Annotated in this window: 20 protein-coding genes; 3 read left to right on the forward strand and 17 right to left on the reverse strand. The window is 74.2% G+C overall.

Annotation, left to right across the window (positions count from 1 at the left end; translation table 11 throughout):
- Window positions 1–74: 74 nt before the first annotated feature.
- Together M3185_RS12790 and hflX are read right to left on the reverse strand one after the other, a co-directional pair.
- Window positions 75–2,135, reverse strand: a complete 2,061-nt coding sequence (locus M3185_RS12790) for an ATP-dependent DNA helicase (protein ID WP_374238512.1) — start codon at window positions 2,133–2,135, stop codon at window positions 75–77.
- A gap of 16 nt (window positions 2,136–2,151) precedes the next feature.
- On the reverse strand, window positions 2,152–3,813 hold the full coding sequence (gene hflX / locus M3185_RS12795; protein WP_251334066.1) for a GTPase HflX: 1,662 nt from the start codon (window positions 3,811–3,813) through the stop codon (window positions 2,152–2,154).
- A gap of 128 nt (window positions 3,814–3,941) precedes the next feature.
- Between hflX and M3185_RS12800 the strand changes: the two genes are divergently transcribed.
- Window positions 3,942–4,604, forward strand: coding sequence for a class I SAM-dependent methyltransferase (locus M3185_RS12800; protein WP_251334067.1), 663 nt, complete (start codon window positions 3,942–3,944; stop codon window positions 4,602–4,604).
- Between the two features lie 37 nt (window positions 4,605–4,641).
- Here M3185_RS12800 and dapF read toward each other — a convergent pair whose 3' ends face one another.
- Window positions 4,642–5,604 (reverse strand): diaminopimelate epimerase, encoded by a 963-nt coding sequence (dapF, locus tag M3185_RS12805; RefSeq protein WP_374238510.1) that lies wholly within the window; start codon window positions 5,602–5,604, stop codon window positions 4,642–4,644.
- A gap of 142 nt (window positions 5,605–5,746) precedes the next feature.
- Between dapF and M3185_RS12810 the strand changes: the two genes are divergently transcribed.
- Together M3185_RS12810 and M3185_RS12815 are read left to right on the forward strand one after the other, a co-directional pair.
- Window positions 5,747–6,649: an LssY C-terminal domain-containing protein gene (locus tag M3185_RS12810; RefSeq protein ID WP_251334068.1), complete on the forward strand. Its 903-nt coding sequence runs from the start codon at window positions 5,747–5,749 to the stop codon at window positions 6,647–6,649.
- Window positions 6,639–7,316 carry a TMEM175 family protein gene (locus M3185_RS12815; protein ID WP_251334069.1) on the forward strand — a complete coding sequence of 226 codons (678 nt, stop codon included), beginning with the start codon at window positions 6,639–6,641 and terminating at the stop codon, window positions 7,314–7,316. The genes M3185_RS12810 and M3185_RS12815 overlap by 11 nt, the downstream gene beginning before the upstream one ends.
- Window positions 7,317–7,328: 12 nt before the next feature.
- On the opposite strand, the gene miaA is transcribed toward M3185_RS12815, so the two are convergent.
- The 14 genes from miaA to dapB form a co-directional block, all read right to left on the reverse strand.
- Window positions 7,329–8,258 carry a tRNA (adenosine(37)-N6)-dimethylallyltransferase MiaA gene (gene miaA / locus M3185_RS12820; RefSeq protein ID WP_251334070.1) on the reverse strand — a complete coding sequence of 310 codons (930 nt, stop codon included), beginning with the start codon at window positions 8,256–8,258 and terminating at the stop codon, window positions 7,329–7,331.
- A complete protein-coding gene (miaB, locus tag M3185_RS12825) occupies window positions 8,255–9,808 on the reverse strand; it encodes a tRNA (N6-isopentenyl adenosine(37)-C2)-methylthiotransferase MiaB (RefSeq protein ID WP_251334090.1) in 1,554 nt (517 codons plus the stop codon). Before miaB ends, miaA begins: the two co-directional genes overlap by 4 nt.
- A 52-nt stretch (window positions 9,809–9,860) precedes the next feature.
- Window positions 9,861–10,490: a regulatory protein RecX gene (locus tag M3185_RS12830; protein WP_251334071.1), complete on the reverse strand. Its 630-nt coding sequence runs from the start codon at window positions 10,488–10,490 to the stop codon at window positions 9,861–9,863.
- A 5-nt stretch (window positions 10,491–10,495) separates the two neighbouring features.
- Window positions 10,496–11,608: a recombinase RecA gene (recA, locus tag M3185_RS12835; protein WP_251334072.1), complete on the reverse strand. Its 1,113-nt coding sequence runs from the start codon at window positions 11,606–11,608 to the stop codon at window positions 10,496–10,498.
- 229 nt (window positions 11,609–11,837) lie between these two features.
- A complete protein-coding gene (locus M3185_RS12840; RefSeq protein WP_251334073.1) occupies window positions 11,838–12,059 on the reverse strand; it encodes a DUF3046 domain-containing protein in 222 nt (73 codons plus the stop codon).
- Between the two features lie 179 nt (window positions 12,060–12,238).
- Complete coding sequence (locus tag M3185_RS12845) at window positions 12,239–12,670, reverse strand: helix-turn-helix domain-containing protein (protein WP_285859854.1); 432 nt, start codon at window positions 12,668–12,670, stop codon at window positions 12,239–12,241.
- Window positions 12,671–12,793: 123 nt separating this feature from the next.
- Complete coding sequence (locus tag M3185_RS12850; RefSeq protein WP_251334074.1) at window positions 12,794–13,300, reverse strand: CinA family protein; 507 nt, start codon at window positions 13,298–13,300, stop codon at window positions 12,794–12,796.
- Window positions 13,297–13,908 (reverse strand): CDP-diacylglycerol--glycerol-3-phosphate 3-phosphatidyltransferase, encoded by a 612-nt coding sequence (gene pgsA / locus M3185_RS12855; protein ID WP_251334075.1) that lies wholly within the window; start codon window positions 13,906–13,908, stop codon window positions 13,297–13,299. The genes M3185_RS12850 and pgsA overlap by 4 nt, the downstream gene beginning before the upstream one ends.
- A gap of 45 nt (window positions 13,909–13,953) precedes the next feature.
- On the reverse strand, window positions 13,954–16,950 hold the full coding sequence (locus tag M3185_RS12860; RefSeq protein ID WP_251334076.1) for an FtsK/SpoIIIE family DNA translocase: 2,997 nt from the start codon (window positions 16,948–16,950) through the stop codon (window positions 13,954–13,956).
- Window positions 16,951–17,027: 77 nt separating this feature from the next.
- Complete coding sequence (locus M3185_RS12865; RefSeq protein ID WP_251334077.1) at window positions 17,028–18,719, reverse strand: ribonuclease J; 1,692 nt, start codon at window positions 18,717–18,719, stop codon at window positions 17,028–17,030.
- Window positions 18,720–18,732: 13 nt separating this feature from the next.
- Window positions 18,733–19,689 (reverse strand): 4-hydroxy-tetrahydrodipicolinate synthase, encoded by a 957-nt coding sequence (dapA, locus tag M3185_RS12870; protein ID WP_285859856.1) that lies wholly within the window; start codon window positions 19,687–19,689, stop codon window positions 18,733–18,735.
- Between the two features lie 5 nt (window positions 19,690–19,694).
- Entirely contained in the window at window positions 19,695–20,558 is an 864-nt protein-coding gene (locus tag M3185_RS12875; protein ID WP_251334078.1) for an alpha/beta fold hydrolase, read from the reverse strand.
- 4 nt (window positions 20,559–20,562) lie between these two features.
- Window positions 20,563–21,195 (reverse strand): hypothetical protein, encoded by a 633-nt coding sequence (locus tag M3185_RS12880; protein ID WP_251334079.1) that lies wholly within the window; start codon window positions 21,193–21,195, stop codon window positions 20,563–20,565.
- 4 nt (window positions 21,196–21,199) lie between these two features.
- The gene (gene dapB, locus M3185_RS12885; protein WP_251334080.1) at window positions 21,200–22,015 is read right to left on the reverse strand and encodes a 4-hydroxy-tetrahydrodipicolinate reductase; all 816 of its coding nucleotides are present in this window, start codon (window positions 22,013–22,015) and stop codon (window positions 21,200–21,202) included.
- Window positions 22,016–22,017 lie beyond the last annotated feature (2 nt).

Genomic DNA, 22,017 nt, shown 5'->3' on the forward strand with positions numbered 1-22,017 from the left:
GGCCTGCCGGACGCGACGGGGCCCGGCCGTCCGGCCGGGCCCCGTCGCGCTTCCGTGGTGCCGTCCGCCGGGCGTCAGCCCGTCGACAGGCGCTCCAGCGCGCCGAGCACGACCGAGCGGTCCGTGGTGGTCCACAGCGGGGGCAGGGAGGCGCGCAGGAACCCGCCGTAGCGGGCGGTGGCGATCCGGGAGTCCAGGATCGCGACGACCCCCCGGTCCCCGCCCGCGCGGATCAGCCGCCCGGCGCCCTGCGCCAGCCGCACGGCCGCGTGCGTGGCCGAGACGGACATGAACCCGTTGCCCCCGGCACGCTCGGCCGCCCGGGAGCGCGCGGTCGACAGCGGGTCGTCCGGGCGCGGGAAGGGGATGCGGTCGATCATCACGAGCCGGCACGACGCGCCCGGCACGTCCACGCCCTGCCACAGGCTCATCGTCCCGAACAGGCTCGTGGCCGGGTCCTCGGCGAACTCCTGCACGAGGCCCGCCAGCGAGGACTCCCCCTGGCACAGGATCGGCAGGTCGGTGCGCCCGCGCAGGGCCGCGGCGGCCTCCTCGGCCGCGCGGCGGGACGAGAACAGGCCCAGCGCGCCGCCGCGGGAGGCCTCGAGCAGCGCGAGCATCTCGTCCAGCTGCGCGTCGGTGAGCCGGCGGCCGGGCTTCTCGAGGTGCTTGGCGAGGTAGAGGATGCCCTGCCTGGGGTAGTCGAAGGGGCTCCCGACGTCGACGCCCTCCCAGCCCGGGGCGCCCTCGCCCTTCAGCCCCAGGGCTCCGGCGGCGGCGTCGAAGGAGGAGCCGACCGACAGGGTGGCGGAGGTCAGGACCACCGTGCGCCCGTCGAACAGGCCCTCCCGCAGGGTGCCGGCCACCGACAGCGGGGCGACGTGCAGGGTGGCGGGGTCGGTGTCCTCGGCGGGCACGTAGCCGCGGCCGGGCTCCCACCCGCCCTGCCGGGAGACCCACAGCACCTCGCGGGAGTCCCCGGCGGCGAGGATGCGCTCCGCCAGCTCCAAGACGTCGCTGACGCGGGAGCGGGCCATCTGCCGCCCGGCGTCGCCGTCCTTCTCCCCGCCCGAGCCGCCCTTGGTCTCGGTCATGGCCGTGCGCGCGGCGTCGCGGATCTGGGCGACGGCGCCCGCCTGGGCGTCGTCGAGCCCGCGGTGCATCAGCTCCGCCGGCACGCCCAGCAGCGCGGCCTCGAGGTTGGCGGCGCCGGCCGTGAGGGAGTCGGCGCTCGCGGCCGTGTGCTTGCGCAGGGAGGCCGCCGCGGAGCGGACCATGGCCGGCGAGAGCTGGCCCGTGACCGCCCCCGTGACCCGGTCCTGGAGCTCATGGGCCTCGTCGATGACCACGACCTCGTGCTCGGGCAGCACGGTGACGCCCTCGAACGCGTTGATCGCGAGCAGGGCGTGGTTGGTGATGACGATGTCCGCCTCGCCCGCGCGCTGCTTGGCGAGCTCGGCGAAGCACTCCTCGACGAGCGGGCAGTTGCGGCCCAGGCACTCCTTGGCCGTGACGGAGACCTGCCGCCAGGCCTTGTCGCTCACCCCGGGCACCACCTCGTCGCGGTCGCCGGTCTCGGTGGCCCGGGCCCACTCGCGCAGGCGCAGCACCTCCTGGCCGAGCCGGCCGCCGCTCGCGTCCGCCTCCGCGGGCCCGGGGTGCGGGGCGGAGTCGGGCAGGGCGAAGAGCGCGCCGGGCTCGTCGTCGGAGGGGTAGCCGCCCTCGAGCTTGTGCAGGCAGGCGTAGTTGCTGCGGCCCTTGAGCAGGGCGACGTCGAGCTCGCGCTTGAGGCTGCCCTCGAGCGCGGCGAGCAGGCGCGGGACGTCCCGGCCCACGATCTGCGACTGCAGCGCGAGCGTGGCGGTGGCCACGACCACGGGCTTGTCCGCGCCCTGGGCGTGGGCCACGAGCGGGGCCAGGTAGGCCAGCGACTTGCCGGTGCCGGTGCCCGCCTGCACGAGCAGGTGCCGCCCGCGGTCCAGGGACTCGGCGACCTTCGCGGCCATCAGCCGCTGGCCGTCCCGGACCTGCCCGCCCATCGCGTCCACGGCGGTGTCGAGCAGCTCCAGGGCCTCCTCCGCCCCAGGCAGGGTCTCCGGGCGCACCTGCGCGACGTCGTGCCCGGACTCGTCCACGAATGCGGCCACGCGCTCAGGCGCTCTCGGCGCCGAAGGCGGGGGCGTGCCCGGGGACGAACTCCGACAGCTCCGCCGCGAGGTCCTCGCGGACCTTCACCAGCAGGTGGGTGCCCTCGGCCAGGTGCTCGGTGCGCAGGATCTCGGCGTCCCACTCGTGCAGCCGGCTCACTACGTCGCCCCGCTGGTAGGGCACCAGCAGGTCCAGCACCGTCTCCGGGCGCGGGATGGAGTCGCTGATCCGCTGCCGCAGCTCGTCGAGGCCCTCGCCCGTGCGGGCGGAGACCACCACGACGTTGCGCTCGCGCTGCTTGATCCGCTCCACGACGAAGGGGTCCGCCGCGTCGACCTTGTTCAACACGATGATCTCGGGGATGTTCTGCGCGCCGATGTCCGAGAAGACCTGGCGCACCGCGCGGACCTGACCCTCCGGGTCGGGGTGCGAGGCGTCGACCACGTGCAGGATGAGGTCGGCGTCGGCGACCTCCTCCAGGGTGGAGCGGAACGCCTCCACGAGCTGCGTGGGCAGCGAGCGGACGAAGCCGACCGTGTCCGAGAGCGTGTAGCCGATGCCGTCGGGGGTCTGCGCGCGGCGGACCGTGGGGTCCAGGGTCGCGAACAGGGCGTTCTCCACGAGCACGCCGGCGTCCGTGAGCCGGTTCAGCAGCGATGACTTGCCCGCGTTGGTGTACCCGGCGATCGCCACGGACGGCACCGAGTTGCGGCGACGGTTGAGGCGCTTGGTCTCGCGGGCCGGCTTCATCGCGGCGATGTCGCGGCGCAGCTTGGCCATGCGCGTGCGGATGCGGCGACGGTCCAGCTCGATCTTGGTCTCACCGGGGCCGCGGGAGCCGATGCCCTCACCGGCGGCGGCGCGGCCGCCGGCCTGGCGGGACAGGGACTCGCCCCAGCCGCGCAGGCGCGGGAGCAGGTACTCGAGCTGGGCGAGCTCGACCTGGGCCTTGCCCTCCTTGGACTTCGCGTGCTGCGCGAAGATGTCGAGGATCAGGCCGGTGCGGTCGATGACCTTGACCTTGACGACGTCCTCCAGCCCGCGCCGCTGGGAGGGGGCCAGCTCGGAGTCGACGATGACGGTGTCGGCGCCGGTCGCGGCGACGATGTCCCGCAGCTCCTTGGCCTTGCCCGAGCCCAGGAAGGTGGCGGGGTCCGGCTTGAGCCGGCGCTGGACGATGCCGTCGAGCACCTCGGAGCCGGCGGTCTCGGCGAGGGCCGCGAGCTCCCGCAGGGAGTTCTCCGCGTCCTCGAGCGTGCCCTCGGTCCAGAGGCCGGCGAGCACCACGCGCTCCAGGCGCAGCTGGCGGTACTCGAGTTCGGTGACGTCCTCGAGCTCGGTGGACAGTCCACCCACGCGGCGCAGGGCGCGGCGCTCCTCGAGGTCCTGCTGCTCGCCGTCGTGGTCGGAGTGCTCCTGGTCGCTGTCGGCCAGCTCCCGGGCGCGGCCGGTGAGGCGGCCGGTGCCGCGGGCCGCGGCGTCGTCGTGCTCGGCGGCGTCGCCCTCCGCGGCCTGCTGCTCGCCGTGCTGGGCCTCCCGGGCCCGGGCGCGGGACAGGACGCGCTCGACGACGTCCTCGAGCTCCTGCCGGCTCAGGCCGTCGTCGGCCGGCACCGCGGAGGTCGCGGTGCCGCGCTCGGCAGGGGTGTTGTGAGACTGGGTCATGGTTCCTTTCGGAAGGACGGTGGTACACGGATTCTAGTCGCCGCCCCGGACATCGGGGGCGTCGGTGGGAAGGGGCGGGGAAGCGGGCGGTGCGGGCCCGGCCGGTGCGGTCGGTAGCATGGGCGGTTATGGCACCGCGTTCCGACTCCCCCGATCCCGCAACGAGCTCGGCCGCTCCCAACCCGGCCGCCGAGCACTACTTCTCGGAGGATCCCTCGACGCCGGAGCAGCGGCGGTCGGTGACCGTCGTGCTGCGCGGGCGGGAGGTGGCGCTGCAGACCTCCAACGGGGTCTTCAGCCCGCGAGGTCTCGACAAGGGAACGTCCGTACTGCTCCAGAATGTTCCCGATCCGGCGGGCCGGGAGCTGCTCGACGTGGGCTGCGGGTGGGGGCCGATCGCCCTGAGCATGGCCGCGGCCGCCCCGGGGGCGCGGGTCACCGCCGTGGACGTCAACGAGCGCTCGCTCGCCCTGACCCGGGACAACGCCGCGGCGCTCGGGCTCGGCAACGTCGAGGCGATGGCGCCGGACCGGGTGCCCGCGGAGCGGCGCTTCGACACCATCTGGTCCAACCCGCCGATCCGGATCGGCAAGCAGCAGCTGCACGAGCTGCTGCTGCGGTGGCTGCCCCGGCTGGCCCCGGGCGGAACGGCGTGGCTCGTGGTGCAGAAGAACCTCGGCGCGGACTCCCTGCAGCAGTGGCTGGCCTCGGCCCTGGGCGGGGACTACACCGTCTCCCGGCACGCCACGGACAAGGGCTTCCGGGTCCTGCGGGTCGCCCGCCGCGGCTGAGGCCGGCCGCCGGCGGGGCTCGGGCCCGCGCCCGGGCTCAGACGAACGTGCCGACGGCCACGAGCACGGCCGGACCGGCGAGCACCACGTGCTCCGAGCCGTCCGGCGCCGGGACGAACGTCACGGACACGACGCCGCCGGGCACCTGCACCAGCCACTGGTCCGGGGCCGTGGCCCCGCCCCAGAAGCGGGTCGCCGCGGCGGCGGCGCACGCACCCGTGCCGCAGGACTGCGTCTCGCCCACGCCGCGCTCGTGCACCCGCATCCGGACGCGGCCGACCCCGTCGTCGTCGCCGTCCGCGGGGACGACGAACTCGACGTTGGTCCCGTCCTCCGGGACGGGGCGCACGACCGGGGCGGTGTGCAGCTCGAGCTGGTCCAGCTTCTCCCCCTCGGCGAGCGCCACGACCGTGTGGGGGTTGCCCATGCCGATGGACAGCGCCGGGCGGGTCACCTTCAGCCCCTTGGCGGTCACCACGGCGTCCGAGCCGCGGCTGCGGGCGGCCTCGCCGTCGAGGAAGCTCCACGGGCCCATGTCCACGGCGTAGCCCGCCGACGTGCGGCCCACGGTCTTCACGCCCGCGCGGGTGCCGATCCGCAGCACGTCGCCCTCGGCGACCTCCACGAGGCCCTGGCTAATGAGGTGGTGCACGAACACGCGCACGCCGTTGCCGCACATCTCGGCGATCGAGCCGTCGTTGTTGCGGTAGTCCATGAACCACTCGGCGTCCGGGGCGCTCTCCAGGACGGCCCGGCCCTCGGGCAGCGCCTGCGAGCGCACGGCCCGGATCAGGCCGTCCCCGCCGATGCCGCGGTGGCGGTCGCAGACGAGGGCCACGAGCTCCGCGTCGAGGACGAGCCGCGCGTCCGGGTCCGTGACGAGCACGAAGTCGTTGCCCGTGCCGTGGCCCTTGGCGAAGGACCACCCGCGCAGCTCTCCCCAGACGGTCTGCTCCGGGGCGGTGGCGGGGTGGGCGGTGGCGGGCTGCGCGGAAGTCACCCGGTCATGATACCTGCGGGCCCGCACGGGCCCGGGCCGTCCCCTTCCCCGGTGCGCCCGCCCCCACTAGCCTGAGGGCACGACCACCGGCCCGCGGGAGGCGGCGGAGTCCGGCGCCCGGCCCGGGAGCGAGGTGCGTCAGGTGAACAGGCACGACGGCACGGACGAGGACGGTCTCCGGCCGGCCGGGGAGGAGCCCCGGGCGCCCGGCCGCCGGGGCGTGACGGCCACCGCCGTGCTGTGGGGCCAGCGGGTCCTGTACCTGCTCACGAGCGTGCTGGCGGGGTGGGGCGTGTACCACCTGTTCCTCGAGGAGATCGACGACGACGGGCGCCTGCCGTGGGCGTTCCTGCTGATCTGGGTGCTGTCGGCCTACGTGCTGCTGCCGCGGCTGACCCGGCTGCTCACCCGGCTCTACGTGCCGGACTACTTCATCGGACGCGCCCGGACCGCGGACGGGCTCCTGGGGGACCCGATCAACCTGGCCGTCGTGGGCACCCCCGCGCGGCTGCGGGCGGCGATGCTCGACGCCGGCTGGACCGCGGCGGACCCGCTGACCGTCCGGACCGGCTGGCACATCGTCCGGGCGTCCCTGCTGCGCCGCAGCTATCCCGCGGCACCCCTCAGCCCGCTGTTCGCCTTCGGCTGCCGGCAGGCCCTGGCCTTCGAGCAGGAGGTCGCGGGCAGCCCGGCGCAGCGCCACCACGTGCGGTTCTGGACCTGCCCGCCGGGGTGGCTGCTGCCGGGGGGCTACGCCGTCGACCTGCTGGGCGCGGCGACCTTCGACCGGCGGGTGGGCCTGTCCCTGTTCACCCTGCAGGTCACGCACAAGATCGCCGAGCGCACGGACGAGGAGCGGGACCGCGTCGTCGCGGCGCTGCGCTCGGCCGGGGCCACGGTGCACGTGGTGCGCCACTTCTCCACCGGCTACCACGCCCGCAACGGGGGCGGGGACGCCATCGAGACCGACGGCGACCTGCCCGTCGTCGACGTGTGGCCGGCCCCGCCGGCGCAGCGGTCGGGGGGTGCCCCCGGTGGCGGCTGACCACGGCGCCGGCGCGGCTCGGCGCGACGGTCCCGCCCAGCGGTACCGGCAGCTGTTCGGCAGCGGTGAGGCCACGGAGCGTACGGTGTTCTTCAGCGACGCCGTCTTCGCGATCGCGATGACACTGCTCGTGCTGGAGCTCATCATCCCGGCGGACCTGGCCCCCGGTGAGCTGGACTCCGCCCTCCGGGGGCACCTGCCGGAGTTCCTGGCCTACGTCCTGAGCTTCGCCGTGATCGGCACGGCGTGGATGAGCCACCACCGGCGGTTCACCGTCATCTGCCGCTACGACCGGGGCCTGCAGTGGCTGAACCTGCTGTCGCTGTTCTTCGTCGCGCTGCTGCCGATGCCCACGAGCCTGCTCAGCGACTACGGCAGGAGCGGCTCGCCGTGGCCGGTGGTGCTGTACGCCGCGGTGTCGGCGGCCGTCTACGGGTCGCTGAACCTGGTGTGGGCCCACGCCTGGCACGCCGGGCTGATGGCGTCCGTGGTCGACGCCGCCCTGTACCGCTACGTGCTGCGGGCGCTGCTGCCGGCGCCGGTGGTCTTCGCCCTGAGCATCCCGGTGGCGTTCTGGGATCCCGGGGCCGCCCCGTGGGCCTGGCTGCTCATCGTCCCGGCGGCCGCCGCGGACCGGTGGTGGCTGCGCCGCTCGGCCGGCGGCTGAGCGCCGGCGCCCCTACGGGCGGCCGGGCGCCGGCGCGGAGCGCTCGACGAGCTCCACGGCGCGCTCCACGAGCTGCGGGTCGGACCAGTCCAGCCAGTGCACGCGCGGGTCCGCCCGGAACCAGGTGAGCTGGCGGCGGGCGAAGCGGCGGGTGGCCACGACGGTGGCCTCGGCCGCCTCGGCCACGGTGGCGCGGCCGTCCACGACGTCGAGGAACTGGCCGTAGCCCAGGGCGCGGGCGGCGGTGCGGCCCTGGCGCAGCCCGACCGCTGCCAGCCGCCGGACCTCGTCCTCCAGGCCGGCCTCGACCATGGCCTCGACCCGCCGGGCCAGGCGTGCGTGCAGCTCGGCCCGGTCCCCGTCGAGGCCGAGCTGCACGGTGGGTGCGACGTACTCCCGGCGGGGCATGAAGGAGGTGAACGGGCGGCCGGTGAGCTCCCAGACCTCCAGGGCCCGCACCACGCGGCGGTCGTCCGCCAGCCGCGCCGCGGACTCGGGATCGACCTGCCGCAGCCGCTCCCGGAGGGCGCCGGGGCCCTGCTCGGCGAGCTCGCGCTCGATCCGGGCCCGCACGGCGGGATCGGTGCCGGGCAGCTCCAGCACGTCGAGGGCCGCCCGCACGTACAGCCCGGAGCCCCCCACGAGGACCGGGACCCGGCCGCGGGAGCGGATCCCGGCGAAGTGCTCGCGGGCGGCGCGCTGGAAGTCGGCGACGGAGGCCTCCTGCGTGACGTCGAGGACGTCCAGGAGGTGGTGCGGGACGCCCCGGCGCTCCTGCTCGGTGGCCTTGGCCGTGCCGATGTCCATGCCCCGGTAGAACTGCATGGAGTCGGCGTTGACGACCTCCCCGTCCAGCCGCAGGGCCAGTTCGACGCCCAGCGCGGTCTTGCCGGAGCCGGTGGGCCCCACGACGGCGACGACCGGGAGGTGCTGCGCGCTCACCGGACCGGCAGGCTCGGCATGCCCAGGCTCACGGGGCGGGGCCCGGCGGTCCCGGGGGCGGCGGGCACGCCGCAGGAGGCGGCCTGCTGGCGGTCCCACGCGTCGCCGGCCCGCGAGCGCCGCAGGACGTAGTCCTCGGGCCCGCGGGGGTCGGCCACGAGGTGGTACGGGGCGGCGTCGGTGACGGTGACCGTGACGAAGTCCCCGGGCCGCGGCGCCTCGGCGCCCTCGGGGACGGCGAAGTGCACGAGCCGCTGGTCCTGCGCGCGGCCGGAGAGCCGGCTGGTCGACCCGGCCTTCCGGCCCGCCTCGGCGGTGACGAGCAGCTCGACCCGCCGGCCGACGAGCGCCCGGTTCTCCTCCGCGGCGATCCGGTCCTGCAGCGCCACGAGGCGCTCGAAGCGCTCCTGGACGACGGCCTTGGGGATCTGGTCGGCCATCTCCCCGGCGGGCGTGCCGGGACGGACCGAGTACTGGAAGGTGTAGGCGGAGGAGAAGCGGGAGGCCGCCACGACGTCGAGGGTGTCCTGGAAGTCCTCCTCGGTCTCGCCCGGGAAGCCCACGATGATGTCCGTGGTGATTGCGGCCTCCGGGATGCGGGCGCGGACCTTGTCGAGGATGCCAAGGAACTTCGCCGAGCGGTAGGAGCGGCGCATGTCCTTGAGGATCCGGTCGGAGCCGGACTGCAGAGGCATGTGCAGCTGCGGCATGACGTTGGGGGTCTCGGCCATGGCGTCGATGACGTCGTCGGTGAACGCGGCGGGGTGCGGGCTCGTGAACCGCACCCGCTCGAGCCCCTCGATCTGCCCGCAGGCGCGCAGCAGCTTGGCGAACGCCCCGCGGTCCCCGAACTCGACGCCGTAGGAGTTGACGTTCTGCCCGAGCAGGGTGACCTCCACGGCGCCCTGGTCCACCAGGGCCTGCACCTCGGCGAGGACGTCGCCGGGGCGGCGGTCCTTCTCCTTGCCGCGCAGCGACGGGACGATGCAGAACGTGCAGGTGTTGTTGCAGCCCACGGAGATCGACACCCACCCGGAGTAGGCGCTGTCGCGCTTGGTGGGCAGGGTGGAGGGGAAGATCTCGAGGGCGTCGAGGATCTCGATCTGGGCCTCGGCGTTGTGCCGGGCGCGCTCGAGCAGCGTGGGCAGGGACCCGATGTTGTGGGTGCCGAAGACGACGTCGACCCAGGGGGCCTTCGTGAGGATGGTGTCCTGGTCCTTCTGCGCCAGGCACCCGCCCACGGCGATCTGCAGGTCCTTGTTGCGCTTCTTCGCCGGCACGAGCTGGCCGAGGTTGCCGTAGAGCTTGTTGTCGGCGTTCTCGCGCACCGCGCACGTGTTGAACACGACAAGGTCCGGCTCCCCGCCGTCGGCGGGGACGTAGCCGGCGGCCTCGAGCAGACCGGTGATCCGCTCGGAGTCGTGGACGTTCATCTGGCAGCCGAAGGTGCGCACCTCGTAGGAGCGCGGCACGGCGGCTGCGGAGGGCGGGGACGAGGGCGCGGCGGAGGTCACGGGCAGGTCCGGGGAGAGGGCGGCGGGGCTGGACATCACCGGTCAATTGTACGGGGCGCGGCGGGACGCGGCGCCCCCGGGTCACCGGTCAGGGGGCGTCCGGGTACGCCCCGCCGAGCTCGTCGTCCGGGCCGGGGCCGCCGAGGGCGGCGAGCTCGTCCCGGACCACCGCGAAGGCGAGACCCGGCGCGTAGCCCTTCCGGCCGAGCATCCCGACGAGGCGGCGCACGAGCCGGTCCCGCTCGGCGCGGTCGTCCAGGTCCGCGCCGGCGGGCAGCCTGCGGCGCACGAGCTCGGCGGCGTCCGCGCGCTCGTCGTCGTCGGTGCGCTGCCCGAGCGCCTCTTCGGCGGCGTCCCCGGTGACTCCCCGCGCGGCGAGCTCGCGCCGGATGGCCGAGCGGGCGAGCTTGCGGGAGCCCGCGCGGGAGCGGACGTAGAGCTCGGCGTACTGGGCGTCGTCGACGAGGTTCACCTCCTCGAAGCGGTCCAGCACCTCCCGGGCCACGTCCTCGGGGACGTTGCGGTCGGCGAGCTTGTCCTCGAGCTGCTTGCGGCTCTTGGCGGAGGCGGTGAGCTGGCGCAGCACGATGGCGCGGGCGACCTCCCGGGGATCGGGCTCCGGGTCGGCGGCCGCGGACGACGACGCCGCCGGGCCCTCCGGCCCGCGGGAGCGGGCGGAGGACCGGCGGCGTCGTCGTGCGTAGGGGCTCTCGGTCACCGGGCTCAGAAGGCGGGGCCGGCGGCCTCGGCGGGCAGCCCGGCGGCCTCCGCGTCCTGGTCCTCGGCGGCGCCCTCCAGCTCGGGCTCGGCCACGATCCCGAGCTTCACGAGGATCCGGCGCTCGATCTCCTCGGCGAGCTCCGGGTTGTCCTTGAGGAACCGGCGGGCGTTCTCCTTGCCCTGCCCGAGCTGGTCGCCCTCGTAGGTGAACCAGGCGCCCGACTTCTTGACGATGCCGTGCTCCACGCCCATGTCGATGAGCCCGCCCTCGGTGGAGATGCCCTCCCCGTAGAGGATGTCGAACTCGGCCTGCTTGAAGGGCGGGGCCATCTTGTTCTTGACGATCTTGGCACGGGTGCGGTTGCCCACGGGGTTCGCCCCGTCCTTGAGCGTCTCGATGCGGCGCACGTCCACGCGCACCGAGGCGTAGAACTTCAGCGCCTTGCCGCCCGTGGTGGTCTCGGGGCTGCCGAAGAACACGCCGATCTTCTCGCGCAGCTGGTTGATGAAGATCGCGGTGGTGTTCGTGTGGGAGAGCCGGCCCGTGATCTTGCGCAGCGCCTGGCTCATCAGGCGGGCCTGCAGGCCCACGTGGCTGTCGCCCATCTCGCCCTCGATCTCGGCCTTCGGCACGAGGGCCGCGACGGAGTCGATGACGATGATGTCGATGGAGCCGGAGCCCACGAGCATGTCCATGATCTCGAGCGCCTGCTCACCGGTGTCCGGCTGGGACACGAGCAGGCTGTCCGTGTCCACGCCGAGCTTCTCGGCGTAGGAGGGGTCGAGCGCGTGCTCGGCGTCGATGAACGCCGCGATGCCGCCGGCCTTCTGGACGTTGGCCACCGCGTGCAGGGCGACCGTGGTCTTGCCGGAGGACTCCGGGCCGTAGATCTCCACGACGCGGCCGCGGGGGAATCCGCCGATGCCCAGGGCCACGTCCATGGCGATGGAGCCGGTGGGGATGGTCTCGATCTTCGTCGCCGGGCGGTCGCCCAGGCGCATGACGGAGCCCTTGCCGTAGTTCTTGTCGATCTGCGCGAGGACCGTCTCGAGGGCCTTCTCGCGGTCGGAGCCGAACTGCTGGTCGGGGCGCTGCGTGCTGGCCTTGCCTGCCATGATTCACCTCGTGTTCGCGGGGCTCCGCCGGTGGGCCGGAACCGTTCTTGCTGGTGCTGTCGTGTTCCACGGTATCGGCGCGGTCGGACACCGTAAGGCCTCGCGCGGAGCCTGGGGACGGGCGCGCAGCGCCGGCCCGGGGCCGGGGCCGGCTGTGGAGGCCGCACCCGCTCTTCGAATATACCTTCGAAGCCGGTGCGGGTCCACGGGCGCGCCGGGGCGTGTCCCGTCAGCCGCGCGGCGGCCGGTCCTCGCCCCACCAGCGCGCCTCGGGCACGTCCTGGGCGCGGCAGACCGCGAACCACACGGCCTTCGGGTCGACGCCCTCCTCGAGGGCCTCGCTGGCCGTGCGGTGCCCCAGCTCGCCCAGCACCAGGTCGCGCGCCAGGACCTTGCTGTAGCCCGCGCCGAACTCACCGGCCATCAGCTCCCAGAAGCTGCTCAGCCTCACGCGCCCTCCTTCGTCGGGGTGCCCCGCGCCGTCCGCCGGCGCCCTCGCCGGCCGACGGCGGCCCGCGGGGCCGTGGTTCCCGTCGATTCTGCCACCTGAGCGGCCGAGGGCCCGCCGGGTCTGTCGACCGGCGGGCCCTCGGGGATGCCGTGCGGGGGCGGAGGAGCCGCCCGTGGGGGTCAGCGGGCGCCGGCCGCGGCGGCCTCGCCGCCGTTGACCCGGCCGAACTCCCGCGAGTACTGCTCGGTGAGGTCGCTGGGGACCGTGTCGGGGACCAGCAGGCCCTCGGCGTAGGCCAGGCGGTCGGCGACCTCGCGCAGCATCTGGGACATCGGGATGTCGAGCGCCGCGCAGATCGACGCGAGGAGCTCCGAGGAGGCCTCCTTCTGGCCGCGCTCGACCTCGCTCAGGTAGCCGAGGGACACGCGGGCGCTGTGGGAAACCTCGCGCAGCGTGCGCCCCTGACGCTGACGCACGTTGCGCAGAACCTCACCGATTTCCTGGCGGAGTACACCCATCTTCATGTCCTTCGTCTCGGTCCGATCGTGATCGTCCACCCCCACGTCCTTCCAACGGACGACGCCATTGACGGACACGGGTTGCTTGGTCATGTGAATCGCTAGTCTCCTCGTGTGCGCGGCCGGTCCGCGACTTGACTCCGATGGGCTCAAGTCGAGCCTTCGACATTGATAACCACGCTGATGGTTCCATTCTTCCCCGGGCGGCGAACTTTTTCACTGGGAGTTGTCTGGGAGCACCAGGGCGGCGGTGAGCCGGTCGAGGGCGGCTTCGACCGCGGCGGCCCGGATCGCCGCCCGGTCCCCCGCCGCGGCCAGCTCGTGCGCTGAGCTGCCCGCCGGCCCGGCGACGCCCACGTAGACGGTCCCCACGGGCTTGCCGTCGTGCGGGTCGGGGCCGGCGACGCCGGTCGTGGAGACGCCCCAGTCCGTGCCCAGCCGCCGGCGCGCCCCCTCCGCCATGGCGACGGCGACGTCGGGGTCCACGGACCCGCGCTCTGCCAGCAGCCCGGCGGGGACGCCCAGGACCTCGGCCTTGACCCGGCTGGAGTAGGAGACGACCGCGCCCTCGAAGCACGCCGAGGCGCCCGGGACGTCCACGACGGCCGCCGCGAGGGCGCCGCCCGTCAGGGACTCGGCGGTCGACAGGGTGACCCCGCGCCGCACGGCCGCCGCGACGAGGGCGGCCGCGGCGGCGCCCGCCGGGGCGTCCGGGGCCGTCACCGCGCGGCCCGCCCGGCGAGCGCCCGGCGGCGCAGCTGCACGGCCTTGACGACGTAGTCCACGCCGGTGACGACCGTGACCACGAGGGCGGCGCCCATCGCGATCCAGCCGAGCCACGGCCACCACGGGCCCACGAGCGGGACCAGCGGCAGGAGCAGCAGCAGCAGCGCGACCGTCTGCAGGACGGTCTTGAGCTTGCCGCCCTTGGAGGCCGCCATCACGCCGTACCGGATGACCACGAAGCGCATGAGGGTGATGCCCCACTCGCGCACGAGGATCACCACGGTCACCCACCACCACAGCTCCCCGAGCATCGACAGGACCACGAAGGCGGCGCCCGTCAGCAGCTTGTCGGCGATCGGGTCGGCGATCTTGCCGAAGCTCGTGATCAGCCCGCGGGCCCGGGCGATGTCGCCGTCGAGCTTGTCCGTGTACATCGCCACCGCGAACACGGCGAGGGCCGCCCACCGCATCGCGAGCGAGTCCTCGCCCCACGGCCCGCCGGCCCACAGGAACCAGACGAAGAAGGGGACGAGCACGATGCGCAGGGCGGTCAGCGCGTTGGGCAGGTTGAGGTTGGAGGCCTTCTGCGTCTCCGCGGGGCTCATCGGGTGCTCGCTTCCTGGTGGTGGGGCCGGGGTCAGGTGGTGGGGTCAGCGGCCGGTGAGCTGCCAGGCGTCCTCGGTGCCCTCGGCGTCGGCGCCGTCGTGGTAGTCCACGGCGGTGTCGGCCAGCGAGGCCTCGACGGGGTCGTCCCCGTAGTCCACGGACCCGCCGCGCGGTGCCGGCGGCTCCTCGCCGCGGATGACCGCGAGGGTGGCGGCGAGGTCGTCGGGCTTGACCAGGACGTCGCGGGCCTTGGAGCCCTCGGAGGGCCCGACGACGCCGCGCGACTCCAGCAGGTCCATCAGCCGGCCGGCCTTGGCGAAGCCCACGCGCAGCTTGCGCTGGAGCATTGAGGTGGACCCAAACTGGGTGGTCACGACGAGCTCGGTCGCCTGGAGCAGGACGTCGAGGTCGTCCCCGATGTCCTCGTCGATCGCCTTCTTCGGCGCCTCCTGGACCACGTCCTCGCGGTAGTGCGCCGTCATCTGGCCCTTGACGTGGTCGACGACCGCGTGGATCTCCGACTCGGAGACCCACGCGCCCTGCACGCGCATGGGCTTGGAGGCGCCCATGGGCAGGAACAGGGCGTCGCCCTGGCCGATGAGCTTCTCGGCCCCGGGCTGGTCGAGGACGACGCGGGAGTCCGTGACCGACGACGTCGCGAAGGCCATGCGCGAGGGGACGTTGGCCTTGATCAGGCCGGTGACCACGTCCACGGAGGGCCGCTGGGTCGCGAGGACCAGGTGGATCCCGGCGGCGCGGGCGAGCTGGGTGATGCGCACGATCGCGTCCTCGACGTCGCGCGGGGCGACCATCATCAGGTCCGCGAGCTCGTCCACGATCACGAGCAGGTACGGGTACGGGCGGATGACGCGCTTGGAGCCGGGCTCGGGCTGGACCTTGCCGTTGCGCACGGCCTTGTTGAAGTCGTCGACGTGCTTGTAGCCGTAGTGGGAGAGGTCGTCGTAGCGTGCGTCCATCTCCCGCACGACCCACTGCAACGCCTCGGCGGCCTTCTTCGGGTTCGTGATGATCGGGGTGATCAGGTGCGGGACCCCCTCGTAGGCGGTCAGCTCGACGCGCTTGGGGTCGACCATGACCATCCGCACCTCGTCCGGGGTGGCGCGCATCAGCAGCGAGACGATCATCGAGTTCACGAAGCTCGACTTGCCGGCGCCGGTGGCGCCGGCCACGAGCAGGTGCGGCATCTTCGCGAGGTTCGCCACGACGTAGCCGCCCTCGACGTCCTTGCCGACGCCCATGACCATCGGGTGCTCGGTCCGGCGCGCGTTCTGGGAGCGCAGGACGTCGCCCAGGGAGACGGTCTCCCGGTCGGTGTTGGGGATCTCGATGCCGATCGCGGACTTGCCGGGGATCGGCGAGAGGATGCGCACGTCGGCGGAGGCCACGGCGTAGGCGATGTTCTTGGACAGCGCCGTCACCCGCTCGACCTTGGTGCCGGAGCCCAGCTCGATCTCGTAGCGGGTGACGGTGGGCCCGCGGGAGAAGCCGGTCACGACGGCGTCCACGTTGAACTGCTCCAGCACGCTCGTGAGGGAGGCGACCACGGCGTCGTTGGCCTCGGAGCGCTCCTTGGGCGGCGGCCCCTGCACGAGCGAGGAGGCCGTGGGCAGGGAGTAGGCGATGTCGCCGTCGAGCCTGAGCTGCTCCGCGCGCACCGGGATGGGCGCCTCCGGGGTGTGGGTGGGCGCGACCAGGGGCGCGGCCAGGGCCGTGGCGCCCGTGGCGGGCTCCGCCACGTCCTCGAGGGCCGGGGAGGCCGAGCCCGCGGCGGTGTCCGCGGCCGGCTCCAGGCCCTGGTCGCGGCGCACCTGCCGGGCCGCGAGCTCGTCGCGGGTGGGCCGCCTCTGCCCCGGCCGGGCGCCGGTGTCCTCCGCGGCCGGCGCGGCGCCCGCCGCCCCCGCTGTCCCGGCGGTCCGGCGCGCGGGGCCCGCACCGGCGGCGCGCTGGCGCGCCGCGCGCGCGGAGTCGACGTCGAAGACCCGGGCGGGGGCCTGGGCGTCGGCGGCCTCCTCCTCGGCGACGACGGCGCGCTCGAAGGCCTCGTCCCCGCGGTAGGCGTCCAGGGACCGGCGGCGCTCGGCCTCGGCCTCCTTGCGCTCGCGGCGCTTCTGCCGGCGGGTGCGGCCCGCCTCGGGGTCGCGGTGGTGCTCGTCGAGGTAGGAGCGGTCGTGCCGGTCCGCGGCCAGGTCGGTCGCGGAGACGGGCCCGTCCTGGCCCATCAGCCGCCAGTAGCCCTGCGCGAGCCGGGGCCCGATGAGGTTGACCGGCGTGGCGGTGATGACGAGCACCGACAGGAACAGGACGACGGCGAAGACGGCGCCCGCGCCGACCGGGGTGACCAGGGCGCTCAGCGGGTCCGCGGCGAGGAAGCCCACGGTCCCGCCGGCGGAGCGGATCGCCTCGGGGCCCTGGCTCATGGAGGGGCGCCCGCCCACCAGGTGGGCGAGTCCCGAGCCGGCGACCACGGCGGCGCCCAGGCCGATCGCGATGCGGTTGTTCCCGGAGGTCTCCGCCGGGTGGCGGAACCGGCGGACGGCGAAGCCCGCGAGCGGCAGCGGCAGCACGAGCGCCATCCAGCCGAAGGTGCCGGCCAGGACGCTGTGCACCACGGCGGCGGGCTGGGCGATCCACCCGGCCGCCGCCCCGGGGAGGTTCCACCACTCCACGGCGGCCGAGAGCAGCCCCAGGCTCAGCAGGAACAGGGCTCCCCCGTCGCGCAGCGCCTCGGCGGGCACGTCCGTGCGCAGCGTGCCCATCCGGCGCACGGCGCCGCCGACGACGTGGGCGACGGCCAGCCAGGCGCCCCCGAGGACGCGGGCGCACCACAGCAGGGCGGCGCCGAGCGCGTGCAGCACCGAGGGCGCGGGCTGAGGGGCCTTGCGCGCGGAGGAGCCGCGCGCGGCCGCCGGCGTGCCGCGGGAGGAGTTCCGGGGGGATCCCGACGACCGCGCAGAAGACGAGCTGTTCTTGCCACGCGACGTCGAGGCGCCCTTGCGGGCAGGGGAAGTGCGAGTCGCCATACCGTCCAGGGTAGACCACCGCCTCCCCGCGTCCGCGGCACGACGGACGGGAGGAGGCGGCGGGACGGGGGCGGCGCTCAGGCCTCGATGACCACCGGCACGATCATGGGCTTGCGGCGCAGCTTGCGGCTGACCCACGAGCCGATGGTGCGGCGCACCACCTGCTGGAGCTGCTGCGTCGTGTGGTTCTTGCCGGAGTGGTTGATCGCCTCCTCGAGGGCGGCGGCGATCTTCGGCGTGATGTCGTCGAAGACGCTGTCGTCCTCGGCGACGCCGCGGGCGTGGATGTCGGGGCCGCTGACGACCTTGCCGGTGTCCCGGTTGACCACGGTGATCACGGAGATGAAGCCCTCCTCGGCGAGCACCAGCCGGTCCTTGAGGTCGGCTTCGGTGATTGTGCCCACGGAGGAGCCGTCCACGTAGACGTCGCCGCACTCCACCTGGCCGGTGATCCGCACCTTGCCCCCGGCCATGTCCACCACGGTGCCGTTCTCCGCGAGCAGCACGTGGTCGGTGGGCACGCCCGTCTCCTCGGCGAGCCGGCCGTTGGCGATGAGGTGGCGGACCTCGCCGTGGACGGGCATGACGTACTCGGGCTCGACGATGTTGTAGCAGTACAGGAGCTCGCCCGCCGAGGCGTGCCCGGAGACGTGCACCTTCGCGTTGCCCTTGTGCACGACGTCGGCGCCGAGGCGCATGAGCCCGTTGATGATCCGGAACACCGAGTTCTCGTTGCCCGGGATCAGCGACGACGCGAGGATCACGGTGTCGCCCTGGTCCAGCTGGACCCGGTGGTCCCCGTTGGCCATGCGGGACAGCGCGGCCATCGGCTCGCCCTGCGACCCGGTGCACATGATGACGACCCGGGAGTCGGGGTGGTCGTCGAGCTTCTTCTGGTCGATCAGCGTGTTCGGCGGGACCTCGAGGTAGCCCAGCTTCTCGGCGATAGTCATGTTGCGCACCATCGACCGGCCCATGAAGACGACCTTGCGGCCGTGCTCGTGCGCCGCGTCGAGCACCTGCTGCACGCGGTGGACGTGGGATGAGAAGGACGCGACGACGACCCGCTTGGGCGCCTTGCCGATCACGTCGGCGAGCACGGGCCCGATGTTCTTCTCGGTGGCGGTGAAGCCGGGCACCTCGGCGTTGGTGGAGTCGGTGAGGAACAGGTCCACCCCCTCCTCCCCGAGCCGGGCGAAGTGGCGCAGGTCGGTGATCCGCCCGTCGAGCGGCAGCTGGTCCATCTTGAAGTCGCCGGTGTGCAGCGCGGTGCCGGCCTTGGTGCGCAGGAACACGGCGAGCGCGTCCGGGATGGAGTGGTTGACGGCGACGAACTCGCACTCGAACTCGCCGAGGTGCTCGACCTGCCCCTCGCGCACCGCCATGGTGTAGGGCTTGATGCGGTGCTCCTGGAGCTTCGCCTCGATCAGCGCGAGCGTGAGCTGCGAGCCGATGATGGGGATGTCCGGGCGGCGCTTGAGCAGGTAGGGCACGGCGCCGATGTGGTCCTCGTGCCCGTGGGTGAGGACCACGGCCACGATGTCGTCGAGCCGGTCGATGATGTAGTTGATGTCGGGCAGGATCAGGTCCACGCCCGGCTGGGTCTCCTCGGGGAAGAGCACGCCGCAGTCGACCACGAGCAGCTGCCCGTTGATCTCGAACACGGTCATGTTCCTCCCCACCTCCCCCAGTCCGCCGAGCGGGACGATGCGCAGGACGTCCTTGGCGAGGGCGGGGGGAGCGGACAGGTCAGTGTGCCATTGGGTCATGAGACCCCTTTCGTCAGTCGATCTTCTCGAGCAGGGTGTCGGAGATGATCGAGCCCGCCAGATCCGCGCGGATCTGGGCGGCCTCGGCCTCCGTGGGACGGACGTGCGGGAGCCGCACGGTGTTGTGCGGCAGCTTGCCCTGCCACATGAGAATCGTCTTGGCGGCCACGGCGCCGGGGGCGCGCGTCATGGTCGCGCGGACCACAGGCTCCAGGGCGAAGTTGATCCGCCGGGCCGTGTCCAGGTCCCCGGCGCGGATCGCGTCGATGAGCTGGCGGTACTGCCGGGTCGCCACGTGGGTGGTCACGCCCACCAGGCCGACCGCGCCCAGCGCCATCCAGGGCAGGGTCAGGCCGTCGTCGCCGGAGTAGTAGAGCAGGTCCGTCTCGGCCAGCACGCGGGTCGCGGCGAGCAGGTCCGCCTTGGCGTCCTTGACGGCCACGATGTTGGGGTGCGCGGCCAGCGAGATGAGGGTCTCCGGGGCGATGGGGATGCCCGCACGGCCCGGGATGTCGTAGAGCATGATGGGCACGTCGACGGAGTCCGCGAGGCTGCGGAAGTGCGCCTCGACGCCCGCCTGCGTGGGCTTGTTGTAGTACGGCGTGACGATGAGCAGCCCGTCCATGCCGATCCTCGCGGCCTCGCGGGAGAGGTAGCGGGAGTGCTCGGTGTCGTTGGAGCCGGTGCCGGCCAGCAGCGGCACGCGGCCTCCCACGGCGTCCTTCACCGCGCGGAAGACCGAGAGGTTCTCGTCGTCGGTCATGGTCGAGTACTCGCCCGTGGTGCCGCAGACCACCAGCCCGTCGCATCCGCCGTCGACGAGCCGCTGCGCCTCGGCGGCCGTGCCGTCCAGGTCCACGGAGCCGTCCTGGCGGAAGACGGTGATCATGGCGGTGAGCAGCGTCCCGAACAGGGGGCTGCCCTCGGCCGCGGGGCGGTCGGGCTGCGATGCGTGGGGAATGGCAGTCATGGTTGTCAGCGTACCGTCTCGGTCCCCGCGGCACCGGCCGGGCCCCCGTGGAAGCGCGCCACGCTGTCGAGGATGCGCTCGCGGGCGCCCAGGACGTCGCCGTGCCCGCGGCCGGGGACGACGTCGAGGCGGGTGCGCGTGCCGTGCTCCCGGAGGATGCGCACCGCGGCCGCGGAGTCCTCGAGCTGGGGGGCGTCCCGCTCCCCCACCACGAACAGGGTGGGGACCGTGATGGCCGCAACCTCGTGCGGGCCGAGGCCGGGCTGCTCCTCGGTGCGGGTCATGTAGGCGAGCATGGCGCGGGCGTCGTTGGCGAGCATCGCCGCCCGGGTGGCCGGGTCCACGCGGTGGCCCAACGAGCGCTCCCACTCGGTGACGAACGCCTCCATCCCCCGCCCGTCGGCGATCCCGGCGCGCAGGGCGTCGAGGAAGCCGGGGAAGAACAGCTCGCCGATCCGCCCGCGGGTGCCGCGCCACGTCCCGGCGATCGCGGTCAGCGCGCCCAGCAGCCCGGGGCGGGTGGCCGCCAGGTGCAGCCCGATCCGGGCCCCGTAGCTGTAGCCCACGACGTGGACCAGGCCGGTGCGCTCGGCGGCCAGGACGGCGGCGACGTCGCCGGCCACGAGGTCCATGGCGTAGTCCTCGGGGCGCCCGGGCTTGCCGCTGCGGCCGTGGCCGCGCAGGTCCACGGCGAGCACGCGGTGGCCGGTGCGCAGGGCCGGGACGAAGCCGTAGCCCTGCCACACCGCCTTGGACAGCGCGGTGCCGTGCAGCAGCACCACCGTCGCGGCCGCGGCCGCGCCGTCGTCGGGCCCGGCCGTGCGGTAGGAGATCTCGGTGCCGTCGTCGGGGTTGACGGTCGTGGCCACCGCCTCAGCCCCGGTCCTCGCCGGCGGGGCCGGCGGGGTCGACGTGGCGGGCGGGCCGGCCCCGGGACAGGGCCACGGCGTCGCGCATGGCCGCGCGGGCGCGGGCCCGGTCCCCGGACGCGGCGTACGCGAGGGACAGCCGGTACCAGTTGCGCCAGTCGCCGGGGTCGGCCTCGGTCTCGGCCCGGTGGGTCTCGAACCGGGCGTCGGCGGCCTCGCGGACGATCCGCCCGCCGGGGGTGCGCGGCAGGTCGTCGGGTGGCAGCCCGCCCTCCGCCGCGAGGGCCCGGCCGAGCTGCTCGGTGCGGACCCCGAAGAGCACCTCGCGCACGAGCGCCCAGACGCCCACGGCCGGCAGCACCAGCATGGCCAGCCCGAAGCCCTTGGCGATCCACCCGTCGGTGCCCAGCAGCAGCACGGCGCGGTGCAGGCTCGCGCCGAGGTAGACGGCGAGCAGGGTCACCATGGCCGCGGCGAGCAGCTTGCCCCGGCTCGTGGACTCCAGCAGCGTGAACACGCCCGCGAAGACGAGCACGGCCAGCACCCACAGCTTCGCGCCGCCGGTGATGGGCAGCAGCCACAGCGTGAGCAGCCCGGCGGCGAGCAGGCCCCAGCCCCAGGCCCGGATCGACGTCATCGGCTCAGAGGCCCAGGTCGAGGTAGCCCTCGAGGCCGTGCGTGAGCCCCGGGTGGGAGGCGACCTCGCGCACGCCGAGGACCACCCCGGTCATGAAGGAGATCCGGTCGAAGGAGTCGTGGCGGATGGTCAGCTGCTCGCCGAGGTTGCCGAGCAGGGTCTCCTGGTGGGCGACCAGCCCGCGCAGCCGCACGGAGTGCACCCGCACGTCCTCGACGAGCGCGCCGCGGGCCCCGCCCGGGTCCTGCTTCGTGCTGTCCGGCGAGGGCGCCACCCCGGCCTCCCGGCGGGCCCGCCCGACCAGGGCGGCCGTGCGGGCGGCCGTGCCGGAGGGCGCGTCGACCTTGTCCGGGTGGTGGAGCTCGACGATCTCGACCGACTCGAAGAACCGCGCCGCCTGCGCGGAGAAGCGCATGGCGAGGACCGCGCCGATCGAGAAGTTGGGCGCGACGAGCACACCGACGCCGGGGTGCCGCGCCAGCAGCGCGGCGGTCCGCGCGAGGCCCTCGTCGTCCCACCCGGTGGTGCCCACGACGCAGTGGATGCCGTGCTCGACCGCGAAGCGCACGTTGCCCTCGGTCACGGACGGGACGGTGAGGTCGACGACCACCTGGGCACCGGCCGCGACCAGGGCCTCGAGGGAGTCCTCGCGGCCCAGCTCGGCGACGAGCTGCAGCCCCGGGGCCCGGCGGACGGCCTGCACGGCCTCGCTGCCCATCCGGCCGCGCGCCCCGAGCACGGCGACCCGCAGGTCCTCGGGCGCAGGGGTCGCGGCGGCGGGCCCGGCGGGCCGGGGCGTGGGTGCGGTGCTGTCGGTCATGG

This window comes from Kocuria rosea (genome assembly GCF_023715525.1).
Classification (GTDB): Bacteria; Actinomycetota; Actinomycetes; order Actinomycetales; family Micrococcaceae; genus Kocuria; species Kocuria rosea_A.

What these genes read in the sequence shown, in the direction of transcription:
- hflX (WP_251334066.1), bottom strand. Translation starts at nt 3,813, where the DNA reads ATGACCCAGTCTCACAACACCCCTGCCGAGCGCGGCACCGCGACCTCC.
- M3185_RS12800 (WP_251334067.1), top strand. Translation starts at nt 3,942, where the DNA reads ATGGCACCGCGTTCCGACTCCCCCGATCCCGCAACGAGCTCGGCCGCT.
- miaB (WP_251334090.1), bottom strand. Translation starts at nt 9,808, where the DNA reads ATGTCCAGCCCCGCCGCCCTCTCCCCGGACCTGCCCGTGACCTCCGCC.
- recA (WP_251334072.1), bottom strand. Translation starts at nt 11,608, where the DNA reads ATGGCAGGCAAGGCCAGCACGCAGCGCCCCGACCAGCAGTTCGGCTCC.
- M3185_RS12845 (WP_285859854.1), bottom strand. Translation starts at nt 12,670, where the DNA reads ATGACCAAGCAACCCGTGTCCGTCAATGGCGTCGTCCGTTGGAAGGAC.
- pgsA (WP_251334075.1), bottom strand. Translation starts at nt 13,908, where the DNA reads ATGAGCCCCGCGGAGACGCAGAAGGCCTCCAACCTCAACCTGCCCAAC.
- M3185_RS12860 (WP_251334076.1), bottom strand. Translation starts at nt 16,950, where the DNA reads ATGGCGACTCGCACTTCCCCTGCCCGCAAGGGCGCCTCGACGTCGCGT.
- M3185_RS12865 (WP_251334077.1), bottom strand. Translation starts at nt 18,719, where the DNA reads ATGACCCAATGGCACACTGACCTGTCCGCTCCCCCCGCCCTCGCCAAG.
- dapA (WP_285859856.1), bottom strand. Translation starts at nt 19,689, where the DNA reads ATGACTGCCATTCCCCACGCATCGCAGCCCGACCGCCCCGCGGCCGAG.
- M3185_RS12880 (WP_251334079.1), bottom strand. Translation starts at nt 21,195, where the DNA reads ATGACGTCGATCCGGGCCTGGGGCTGGGGCCTGCTCGCCGCCGGGCTG.
- dapB (WP_251334080.1), bottom strand. Translation starts at nt 22,015, where the DNA reads ATGACCGACAGCACCGCACCCACGCCCCGGCCCGCCGGGCCCGCCGCC.